The following is an 8,076-nucleotide window of genomic DNA, read 5'->3' on the forward strand; positions in this document are numbered from 1 at the left end:
AGGAGCCAGGGGCCGGGTGTCTACTCCCAACGGAGCAGCCCCACCGCCTTGATCCAGAAGGGTGACTGGCGCGGATCGGAGTGAATCCGCGACCTTTCAACGAGAACCGCGGGCGCGTTGGCGGTACCAAAGTGGCACTTCCCGACCGACACAAGCGTGCTTCGGTGCGAGAAAAGAGGTCGTACCATTGATCGGGGTCAGCTAAATGGTGACCCCCAGAAGAGAAACAGGCTGAAGTGTTCGACTTCGTGGACTATCTCGCGGAGCGCTTTTCTCGGAGGCCCGTGGACCAGGCGTACGAATGGTCGGAAACTGACTTCTCCGAATTCTCGATGGCGCAGGCCATGCGGGGTCTGGAGGATGAGCCCCCGCTCTATGGCGAGTCCGACCTAAAGGAACGTTGGCGATGAAGAAGGCCGGCCAGATTGCCCTGACGCCCTTCCCTCATACTGATCTGAGTGGGACCAAGCTGCGCCCGGTACTGTTGCTTCGCCGCACATCGCGGCGCTTTGAGGATTGGCTGGTGTGCATGGTGTCTTCCCGGCTGCATCAGGCCGAACCCGACCTGGATGAGATGATTCTGCCCTCGGAGCCCGATTTTGCAGTCTCTGGCTTGAAAGTCCCGAGCGTATTGCGCTTGTCCCGCCTGGCGGTGCTGGATGGCGCGCTGCTCACCGGCTCCATCGGTCGCATTGAGGTGGCCCGCCTGATCTAAATCCGCGAACGGCTTGGACGGTGGCTGGCAGAAGACGATCAATCCGAATAACCGACCTTTGGTCGAGGTTCGCGAAGTGCTCGGCCAGGTCCTAAAGTTTTGTTTTTTCGATTGATTCCAGGGGCTTACCGCCAAGCCCGTGCGCAAGTATAGGCACATATCAAGACCTGACCCCAGCCTTTTTCTTCTTCTGGATGACGGATATACCGACATCCGCGTACCCTAAGGTCGGTATCGCAAGCATCAAGCACCGCTCATGACCAAAACCACATGCTATGACACCGATTACCTGCGCTGGCTCGAAGAGCAGGCGCGCCATCTCCGTGCGGGCGACCTCGAACGACTCGATCGGGAACACCTTTCGGAGGAGCTTGACGGCATGAGCCGAAGCGAGCGGCGACAACTGCGCAACCGTCTGATCGTTTTGGTTCTGCATCTTCTCAAGATGCAGTGCCAACCCGAACGCCGTTCCCGCAGCTGGGGCGTGACCGTCATCACGCAACGGATCGATATCAAGCTTCTGCTCAAAGAGAGTCCGAGCTTACGGCCAACGCTGGCTGCGACCCTCGGTGAGATCTACGATACGGCTCGGCGCGAGGCGGCGCAGGAAACCGGGCTGGCACTGAACCGCTTTCCGTCGACCTGTCCATTTACCATCGATCAGGTTCTGGACGATGAGTATTGGCCCGCTGCCGGCGAAGGCGACTTCGGATGAACTGTCGCCACTGCCAAATCCCGCTAACCCTGCTGTTCGTCCTAAAAAGCCTCGGTGCGAAGTGAGCCATTCCGTGCAGCGGCACAACCTGAAGTGGCGGCAATCCTTGTGCACGGCCGATCCGATGTCGGTCGGCCGACCGGGGAGAAAGTGCTGCATTTCAAGGCCTGACCCCGCTATGCCAATTGGCGCGCCGTTTCGGCCCTGTCCCGGCCTGGGCGGAGCGGCGGATCGACGCGGCCGGGATTGCGCAGCTGGACGTTTGGCTCGACGGCATCTTCGATGCCGCGAACGTGGAAGGCCTGATTGGTCCCGAGTCCGGTTGAAGGGTGAGCCGGTGCAGGCGGGGACCTGCTGTTTCGGTGCCGAGTTTCGAGCATGCGCGAACCAAAGCCATGAGCGATACTGGGCACATATCAAGACCTGACCCCGGCCTTGCGCTTGACCCCGGCCTTGCTCGCTGGGCACATGTCAAGACCTGACCCCGGCCTTGCTTGCGGCCTTGCTTGGACCCTCTTTTCCCGAAGTCCGCTATCATCAGCTTTAGCGCCACCGTCAACGCAACCTTGGGAGAGCAGCATGAATCTGAACGAGCGCATTCAGATCGATCCCGCCATCTGTCACGGCAAGCCGGTGATCCGCGATACCCGCGTGCCGGTCTCCATCATCCTCGGCAGCCTGGCGGGCGGCATGAGCATGGCCGCGATCGAGGAGGAATACGGCCTCACCCCCGCGGACATTCAGGCCGCCCTGATCTTCGCGAATGACCTGATCGCGCAGGAATCCTTCCACCCGCTCCCGCGTGTGGCCTGATGCGCTTCCTGCTTGACGCCAACATGCCACGGTCCGCCTTGCGCGCTCTGATCGCAGCCGGGCACTCGGCCGCTCATGTGCGCGACCTGGAAATGGGCCGCGCGAGTGACGACCTGATCGACCGCCATGCTCAGGCGACCGGCGCCATCCTGGTGACTCGGGATCTCGATTTCGCCGACACCCGCGCCTACCCACCGGAAACCGCGCCAGGACGCCTGGTGCTGCGGGTCGCCGACAATGATACGGCCGAAGCGATCGCCGACTTGTTGAAGCGATTCCTCACCCTGAAAGACCTCGTCGCTCGCATCCCCGGTCATCTGGTGGTTTTGGAACGGGGCCGGGTCCGCTTTCGTCCGGCGTTGGTGAACGATGAAGGTGCGGAGGAAACCGGGGACGAGGAAATCGGGGACGTACCACGGTAATCGCAATCGGCAACCAATCGGCCCCTTGATCATCGGTATGTAGAAAAAGGTCCGAGAAAGGGCTCTGATCGGAGTGAATCCGCGACCTTTCAACGAGAACCGCGGGCGCGTTGGCGGTACCAAAGTGGCACTTCCCGACCGACACAAGCGTGCTTCGGTGCGAGAAAAGAGGTCGTACCATTGATCGGGGTCAGCTAAATGGTGACCCCGAGCTTTTCGGCCATCTCCCCGGAACCCTCCGAGATCGCCCCCAACCCCGCACGACAAGACAAGGACCCCCGACATGTCGCCCCGTCTGCGCAAATACGCCAAGCTCCTGCAAAGCCCCGCCTGCTGGCCCGCACTGCTGCACGGCGTGGCCGCCACCCTGGACCATGACGTCGCCCTCGGACGCGACCAGTTCGCCACCGTCATCGACGTCGGCGCCAACAAAGGCCAATTCGCCGTCTACGCCCGCACGCGCTGGCCCAAGGCCCGGCTGATCTGCTTCGAGCCGCTGCCCGGACCCCGCGCCAAGCTCCTGCGCGTCACCCGCGGACAGGCCGAGATCCACGACTGCGCCTTGGGAGCCGCCCCCGGCGAAGGCCGGATGCATCTCGCCACCCGCACCGACTCCTCCCCCTGCTCGCCTTGGGCGCATGCCAGAAGGCCATCTTCGGAATGGAAGAATCCGGGGAACTGCGCGTGCCGATCAAGCGTCTCGATGCCTGTCTTCCGACACCCCTGCCGCGTCCCGTGCTGCTGAAGATCGACGTCCAAGGCTTCGAGCTGGAGGTGCTCAAGGGCGCCACCGGCCTGCTGCCGCAGATCGATGCGGTCTACGTCGAGGCATCCTATGTCGAGCTCTACGAGGGCCAAGCCCTGCACGAGGAGATCGAGCGCTTTCTGATCGAGGCCGGGTTCAGCCTGGACGGGCGCTTCAATACCCACGTCCACCAGGGTGAGCCGGTGCAGGCGGATTTACTGTTTCGGCGAGCGCCGAGCACCTCGGGTGCTGCGCAGCCATGAGCAAGCGTGGCACGGTGCCCACGGACAAGCGCCAGCCGACGCACGACAGCGGCTACAAGCTCCTGTTCGCGCACGCTGCCATGGTCCGGGATCTGCTGAGCGGCTTCATGCCCGGCGCCTGGGTGCGCGAGCTGGATCTCGGCACCTTGGAGCGCGCCAGCGGCAGCTATGTGAGCGACGACCTGCGCGACCGCGCCGACGACATCATCTGGCGTGTGCGTTGGGGTGAGGACTGGCTCTATGTCTACCTGCTGCTGGAATTCCAGTCCGGCGTCGATTCCTGGATGGCCGTGCGCATTCAGACCTACATCGGTCTACTCTACCAAGACCTCATCCGCGCCGAGCAGTTGAGTGTCGCCGGTCGCCTGCCTCCGGTCCTCCCGGTTGTGCTCTACAATGGAGCCAACGCCTGGACCGCCGCCGAAACGCTCGAGCCCTTGATCGAACCCGCGCCGTCGGTCCTGGAGGCCTATCGACCACGCCAAGGCTATCTTCTGCTCGACGAGCAACGGATCGCCAAGAGCGGCGCGCTGCCCGAGCGCAATCTCAGCGCCGCGCTGTTTCGGCTCGAGGCGAGCCGCGGATCCGCGGCCGCGATGGACATCGTGCGCGCCCTGACCGACTGGCTCCAGGCGCCCGATCAGCTTGGGTTGCGTCGGGCCTTTGCGATCTGGTTCGGGCGTGTCTTCCTGCCCAAGCGGCTGTCCGGGGTCGAGCTGCCACCCCTAAGCGATTTAATCGAGGTCTATCAGATGCTCGCCGAGAATCTCGAAAGCTGGACCGATCAGTGGAAGCAGGAAGGACTGGAGCAAGGACTGGAGCAAGGACTGGAGCAAGGTCGAGAAGCCGCGCGTCACATGCTGCTCCGGCAATTGCGCCGCCGCTTCGGCCCCGCGATCGCGGAGCGCAGTGCTCCGTGGCTTGCGCGCATCCGCGACCTCGGCGCGCTCGAAGAGCTTGGCGATCAGTTGCTCATCCTCGCCGATGGAGAGGGCTGGCTGCGCGCGGTGCGCGAGGTCGGCGGGGATTCGACCACCGGCGAGAAGACGACCGGGGGTGCGCCCATCGACGGGGCAAGCGGCTGACGGGCGGGCTGCGCAATGGGAGACCGGACAAACCCGTGAGCAAAAATAGTCACATATCAAGACCTGACCCCAGGCTCTTTGTCCGAACTCCTGACCCCGAGCTCCCCCTGATGTCGTGTTAGACTTCTTCGCGACATCGACCGATTCTTAAGACCGAATAACTGCCGCCGGACTGGACAGGCGGTTTGGTCCGGAGCGGTCACAACCAACGTATGTGAGAGCTCACACATCGCCATGACATCCGTTGTCGCACTCTACGATGCCTTGACCACGGCCCCCGACGAGCGCAGTCGCGCTCGCGTGATCGCCGAAGCCTTCGAGCGTCTGGAAGATCGCTATCCGCACCTGCAGGATTTAGCCACCCAAGCCCATTTGCGCGAGACCGAGCTGCGGCTGCAAAAAGAGATCGAGCAAGTCCGCGCCGACTTGACGTTGAAAATCGAACAACTGCGCGGCGACATCGCCCGTACCAAAATCGACCTGTTGAAATGGCTCGTGCCGCTCATGTTCGCCCAGGTCGCCGCCATCGCCGCCTTGGTCAAGCTGCTCTAACCTGATGCCAGCCACCACGCTTTACGATGAGTGTCGCAGGACTTCTACGCTAGGTGTTCAAGGTGAGCCTGACCCCGGAGCCGGCGAATGGACGGATGCATTCATCGCCGTGAACCGATATTGCTTTTCAAGACCTAGCCCCCGAAGCCCCGAAAGGGCTCTGACCCCTTTTCCTGGGCGGAGCGGCGGATCGACGCGGCCGGGATTGCGCAGCTGGACGTTTGGCTCGACGGCATCTTCGATGCTGCGAACGTGGAAGACCTGATTGGTCCCGAGTCCGGTTGAAGGGTGAGCCGGTGCCGGCGGGGATCTGCTGTTTCGGCGTCGATTTTCGAGCACGCGCGAACCAAAGCGATGAGCGAAATAGGCACATGTCAAGACCTGACCCCAGTCTCCCCCCAGTCTCCCCGTCACATGCTGCTCCGGCAATTGCGCCGCCGCTTCGGCCCCGCGATCGCGGACCGCAGTGCTCCGTGGCTTGCGCGCATCCGCGACCTCGGCGCACTGGAAGAGCTTGGCGATCAGTTGCTCATCCTCGCCGATGGAGAGGGCTGGCTGCGCGCGGTGCGCGAGGTCGGCGGGGATTCGACCACCGGCGAGAAGACGACCGGGGGTGCGCCCATCGACGGGGCAAGCGGCTGACGGGCGGGCTGCGCAATGGGAGACCGGACCCAAACGCCACTCATGTTTATCCGGGTCGCTGCCATCGCCGCCTTGGTTCTCGTGCCGCAAAGGGCTCCGAGCACTTTTCCCTATAAGGACAAACCCGTGAGCAAAAAAGTCACATATCAAGACCTGACCCCAGGCTCTTGACCCCAGGCTCTCCTTCGTTTTCTTTTCTTCAGTGAGAACCACGCATGAAAGGTGAATTCACAGCGATTATCGAGCCTGCCCCGGAAGGTGGATTTTGGGCGATGTGCCCGGAGGTACCTGGCGCAAATGGACAAGGAGATACGCTGGAGGAAGCCAAGGACAGTCTTCGGCAGGCGATAGAAATGATCCTGGACGACCGCACCTCCGATATCCTACGTGGCCTTCCACATGATGCCATTCGCGACACGGTCGCCGTTGGATGAAAAGGCTTTTGCTGGAGAAAAAGTTGAGAGTCGCCGGTTGCTACTTGAAACGCGAGGGGGCATCGCATGCGCTTTGGGTCAATCCAGCGAACGGTAGAACCGAAGCCGTGCCCCGGCACACTGAGATCAAGGAACCCTTGGCAAGAAAGATCCTAAAAAGCCTAGGTGCGGAGTGAGACATTCGGTGAGACGGAACGACCGGAAAGATCTGCAATGCTTGTGCATGACCGACCCGATGCCGGACAACCGGCAAGCAATCGTCAGCATATCAAGACCTCGGTGCATTCACGCGTCTGGTCGGTGCGCTGGATTTTCGTGCCGCAAAGGGCTCCGACCCCTTTTCCCGCAAAGGGCTCCGACCCCTTTTCCGACCCCGCGGTGCCCGCCGAGGTCCGCGAGGTCCTCGGCGAGGTCTTGGAGTATTGGTTTTTCGAACGATTTCGCGGACTCACCGCGAAGGAGATCTGGGCGATGTTGAATCTGGTGACTCCCATCCAGGAGACGCGGGCCTATCAGTCGATCTTTGCCGAAGGCGAGGTCAAGGGCGAGGCCAAAGGCAAGGTCGAGGGCACTGTCCCGGCCTGGGCGGAGCGGCGGATCGACGCGGCCGAGATCGCGCAGCTGGACGTGTGGCTCGACGGCATCTTCGATGCCGCGAACGTGGAAGACCTGATTGGTTCCGAGTCCGGTTGAAGGGTGAGCCGGTGCAAGGAGGGATCGGCCGTGTCGGCGCTGATATTCGAGCACGCGCGAACCAAAGTCATGACCGAGAAAATAAATCTGTCCCTTTTCTACTTTTCTAGCGCAACTGGCATGGCTATCTCGACCGTTGGAGCAACCACACGATGAACCTGACCGTCCCCATCCCTGATCGGGCCGCCACGGCGCTAGCCGGACTGGCCAAGGCCCGCGGCAAGACTCCAGAACAAGTCATCGCCACCCTGGTGGAGCACTACCTAGAAGACGTGGAAGACCTCGCCGATGCGATGGAGGCCCTCGACGACGGCGAGGCACCGATCCCGCTGGAGCAAGTGAAGCGCGACCTCGGTTTTTGACATGCCCTGGAAGGTAGCCCTCAAGCCACGCGCGAAGCGTCAGCTGGCGAAGCTGGATCGCTCGGTGCAGAAGCGACTCTTGGACTTCATGGATAGATTGAGCGGTCGCGATGATCCGCGCGAGCTGGGGCGTGCGCTGCAAGGTCATCACCAACTCTACAAGTTTCGCGTCGGGGACTATCGCATCATCGCGCAAATCCAAGAGGAAACACTGTTGGTGGTGGTCAAGCTCGGCCACCGGCGCGAGGTCTACCGTGAACTCGACGGGCTTTGATCCCTGCACGGCAGCAGCAATGATGTGAACCTCATGACCCCGATTCAGGAGACCAAAGCGTATCAATTGAACTTTGCCGACGGCGAAGCCAAGGCCAAGGCAGGCATCTTGAGCCGCCAGCCGACCCAACGCTTCGGCCCCTTGCCGACCTGGGACGAGAAAGGGCTCTGACCCGAATGGCACTCAGTTAAGAAGATCTATTTTAAGAGCATAGGCTTACGTGATCCACCAACGGCCAAGGCACTGTTAAACTCGGCATGGCTCTCGCCTTTCGGCCTTGATCATCGATTGGTCCACTGTTGCTAAGCCGCCACAGGGACGAGGTACGGCGGCCTCGCCGGGCGCGGTCGTCGTCGCGCCG

General features: G+C 62.0%; 17 protein-coding genes. All 17 read left to right on the forward strand.

All coding sequences use genetic code 11. The features are described 5' to 3' along the window. Window positions 1–236: 236 nt before the first annotated feature. The 17 genes from B4N44_RS02455 (at window position 237) to B4N44_RS02535 (ending at window position 7,886) form a co-directional block, all read left to right on the forward strand. Entirely contained in the window at window positions 237–410 is a 174-nt protein-coding gene (locus tag B4N44_RS02455) for a DUF2281 domain-containing protein (protein WP_296696607.1), read from the forward strand. Further along, window positions 407–715 (forward strand): type II toxin-antitoxin system PemK/MazF family toxin, encoded by a 309-nt coding sequence (locus B4N44_RS02460; protein WP_296696610.1) that lies wholly within the window; start codon window positions 407–409, stop codon window positions 713–715. Before B4N44_RS02455 ends, B4N44_RS02460 begins: the two co-directional genes overlap by 4 nt. Window positions 716–971: 256 nt before the next feature. After that, window positions 972–1,430, forward strand: coding sequence for a DUF29 domain-containing protein (locus tag B4N44_RS02465; RefSeq protein WP_296696611.1), 459 nt, complete (start codon window positions 972–974; stop codon window positions 1,428–1,430). Window positions 1,431–1,615: 185 nt separating this feature from the next. Then, entirely contained in the window at window positions 1,616–1,756 is a 141-nt protein-coding gene (locus B4N44_RS02470) for a hypothetical protein (RefSeq protein WP_296696614.1), read from the forward strand. A 253-nt stretch (window positions 1,757–2,009) separates the two neighbouring features. Then, complete coding sequence (locus B4N44_RS02475; protein ID WP_296696616.1) at window positions 2,010–2,243, forward strand: DUF433 domain-containing protein; 234 nt, start codon at window positions 2,010–2,012, stop codon at window positions 2,241–2,243. Then, window positions 2,243–2,665, forward strand: coding sequence for a DUF5615 family PIN-like protein (locus B4N44_RS02480; RefSeq protein WP_296696617.1), 423 nt, complete (start codon window positions 2,243–2,245; stop codon window positions 2,663–2,665). The genes B4N44_RS02475 and B4N44_RS02480 overlap by 1 nt, the downstream gene beginning before the upstream one ends. 283 nt (window positions 2,666–2,948) lie before the next feature. Further along, the gene (locus tag B4N44_RS02485) at window positions 2,949–3,410 is read left to right on the forward strand and encodes an FkbM family methyltransferase (RefSeq protein WP_296696619.1); all 462 of its coding nucleotides are present in this window, start codon (window positions 2,949–2,951) and stop codon (window positions 3,408–3,410) included. Continuing rightward, the gene (locus tag B4N44_RS02490) at window positions 3,326–3,673 is read left to right on the forward strand and encodes an FkbM family methyltransferase (protein WP_296696621.1); all 348 of its coding nucleotides are present in this window, start codon (window positions 3,326–3,328) and stop codon (window positions 3,671–3,673) included. Before B4N44_RS02485 ends, B4N44_RS02490 begins: the two co-directional genes overlap by 85 nt. Next, on the forward strand, window positions 3,670–4,758 hold the full coding sequence (locus B4N44_RS02495; protein ID WP_296696623.1) for an Rpn family recombination-promoting nuclease/putative transposase: 1,089 nt from the start codon (window positions 3,670–3,672) through the stop codon (window positions 4,756–4,758). The genes B4N44_RS02490 and B4N44_RS02495 overlap by 4 nt, the downstream gene beginning before the upstream one ends. A gap of 234 nt (window positions 4,759–4,992) precedes the next feature. After that, window positions 4,993–5,310, forward strand: coding sequence for a DUF1640 domain-containing protein (locus B4N44_RS02500; RefSeq protein ID WP_296696625.1), 318 nt, complete (start codon window positions 4,993–4,995; stop codon window positions 5,308–5,310). Between the two features lie 414 nt (window positions 5,311–5,724). After that, a complete protein-coding gene (locus B4N44_RS02505) occupies window positions 5,725–5,952 on the forward strand; it encodes a hypothetical protein (protein WP_296696628.1) in 228 nt (75 codons plus the stop codon). Between the two features lie 215 nt (window positions 5,953–6,167). Further along, window positions 6,168–6,386, forward strand: coding sequence for a type II toxin-antitoxin system HicB family antitoxin (locus B4N44_RS02510; RefSeq protein ID WP_296696629.1), 219 nt, complete (start codon window positions 6,168–6,170; stop codon window positions 6,384–6,386). Beyond that, window positions 6,383–6,562 carry a type II toxin-antitoxin system HicA family toxin gene (locus B4N44_RS02515; protein WP_296696632.1) on the forward strand — a complete coding sequence of 60 codons (180 nt, stop codon included), beginning with the start codon at window positions 6,383–6,385 and terminating at the stop codon, window positions 6,560–6,562. The genes B4N44_RS02510 and B4N44_RS02515 overlap by 4 nt, the downstream gene beginning before the upstream one ends. Before the next feature lie 37 nt (window positions 6,563–6,599). Beyond that, on the forward strand, window positions 6,600–7,079 hold the full coding sequence (locus B4N44_RS02520; RefSeq protein ID WP_296696634.1) for a hypothetical protein: 480 nt from the start codon (window positions 6,600–6,602) through the stop codon (window positions 7,077–7,079). A gap of 152 nt (window positions 7,080–7,231) precedes the next feature. Further along, window positions 7,232–7,441 carry a hypothetical protein gene (locus tag B4N44_RS02525; RefSeq protein ID WP_213455956.1) on the forward strand — a complete coding sequence of 70 codons (210 nt, stop codon included), beginning with the start codon at window positions 7,232–7,234 and terminating at the stop codon, window positions 7,439–7,441. A 1-nt stretch (window position 7,442) separates the two neighbouring features. Continuing rightward, window positions 7,443–7,715: a type II toxin-antitoxin system RelE family toxin gene (locus tag B4N44_RS02530; RefSeq protein ID WP_296696639.1), complete on the forward strand. Its 273-nt coding sequence runs from the start codon at window positions 7,443–7,445 to the stop codon at window positions 7,713–7,715. A 33-nt stretch (window positions 7,716–7,748) separates the two neighbouring features. Next, window positions 7,749–7,886: a hypothetical protein gene (locus B4N44_RS02535; RefSeq protein WP_213455952.1), complete on the forward strand. Its 138-nt coding sequence runs from the start codon at window positions 7,749–7,751 to the stop codon at window positions 7,884–7,886. The last annotated feature ends 190 nt before the right edge of the window (window positions 7,887–8,076 follow it).

This window comes from Thiocapsa sp. UBA6158 (assembly GCF_002423035.1).
Classification (GTDB): Bacteria; Pseudomonadota; Gammaproteobacteria; order Chromatiales; family Chromatiaceae; genus Thiocapsa.

Excerpts from the sequence above, each read along its gene's own strand:
- B4N44_RS02500 (WP_296696625.1), top strand. The coding sequence starts at position 4,993 with ATGACATCCGTTGTCGCACTCTACGATGCCTTGACCACGGCCCCCGAC.
- B4N44_RS02535 (WP_213455952.1), top strand. The coding sequence starts at position 7,749 with ATGACCCCGATTCAGGAGACCAAAGCGTATCAATTGAACTTTGCCGAC.
- B4N44_RS02495 (WP_296696623.1), top strand. The coding sequence starts at position 3,670 with ATGAGCAAGCGTGGCACGGTGCCCACGGACAAGCGCCAGCCGACGCAC.
- B4N44_RS02480 (WP_296696617.1), top strand. The coding sequence starts at position 2,243 with ATGCGCTTCCTGCTTGACGCCAACATGCCACGGTCCGCCTTGCGCGCT.
- B4N44_RS02530 (WP_296696639.1), top strand. The coding sequence starts at position 7,443 with ATGCCCTGGAAGGTAGCCCTCAAGCCACGCGCGAAGCGTCAGCTGGCG.
- B4N44_RS02525 (WP_213455956.1), top strand. The coding sequence starts at position 7,232 with ATGAACCTGACCGTCCCCATCCCTGATCGGGCCGCCACGGCGCTAGCC.
- B4N44_RS02475 (WP_296696616.1), top strand. The coding sequence starts at position 2,010 with ATGAATCTGAACGAGCGCATTCAGATCGATCCCGCCATCTGTCACGGC.
- B4N44_RS02465 (WP_296696611.1), top strand. The coding sequence starts at position 972 with ATGACCAAAACCACATGCTATGACACCGATTACCTGCGCTGGCTCGAA.
- B4N44_RS02485 (WP_296696619.1), top strand. The coding sequence starts at position 2,949 with ATGTCGCCCCGTCTGCGCAAATACGCCAAGCTCCTGCAAAGCCCCGCC.
- B4N44_RS02490 (WP_296696621.1), top strand. The coding sequence starts at position 3,326 with ATGGAAGAATCCGGGGAACTGCGCGTGCCGATCAAGCGTCTCGATGCC.
- B4N44_RS02515 (WP_296696632.1), top strand. The coding sequence starts at position 6,383 with ATGAAAAGGCTTTTGCTGGAGAAAAAGTTGAGAGTCGCCGGTTGCTAC.
- B4N44_RS02510 (WP_296696629.1), top strand. The coding sequence starts at position 6,168 with ATGAAAGGTGAATTCACAGCGATTATCGAGCCTGCCCCGGAAGGTGGA.
- B4N44_RS02460 (WP_296696610.1), top strand. The coding sequence starts at position 407 with ATGAAGAAGGCCGGCCAGATTGCCCTGACGCCCTTCCCTCATACTGAT.
- B4N44_RS02505 (WP_296696628.1), top strand. The coding sequence starts at position 5,725 with ATGCTGCTCCGGCAATTGCGCCGCCGCTTCGGCCCCGCGATCGCGGAC.
- B4N44_RS02520 (WP_296696634.1), top strand. The coding sequence starts at position 6,600 with ATGCTTGTGCATGACCGACCCGATGCCGGACAACCGGCAAGCAATCGT.